The sequence below is a fragment of the Streptomyces sp. P17 genome (assembly GCF_032436805.1).
Lineage (GTDB): Bacteria > Actinomycetota > Actinomycetes > Streptomycetales > Streptomycetaceae > Streptomyces.
In genome coordinates, this window is sequence record NZ_JAVRBF010000884.1 from 1 (window position 1) to 268 (window position 268).

Below are 268 nucleotides of genomic sequence, written 5' to 3' on the forward strand. Positions count from 1 at the left end.
TGCCGGTTGCATCGTCCTGACGGTATCGACGGAAGCATTCGCGCCGCAAGTGTTCAAAGAAGTCAACGGCGCTTTCTATGAAGTCGCGGAAAACGAAATCAAAACGGGCGATTATGTCGCACTCAATCTGAACTTGAAACTGAACATTCCGACCGATCGGACGCATACGCCGGGCCTTTATGTCAATCCGAACGGCGTTGTTCTTGTCGGTCAGGGTCAGGCTATCATCAATTCGGCCAATCCCGAAGAAATGTTCGGCGGTCAGCAG

At 52.2% G+C, this 268-nt stretch carries 1 protein-coding gene; it reads left to right on the top strand.

Annotated features, from left to right (window positions below; genetic code table 11):
* A partial coding sequence (locus RMT89_RS43325) for a hypothetical protein (protein WP_315889248.1) occupies positions 1–268 on the top strand: 268 nt, incomplete at both ends.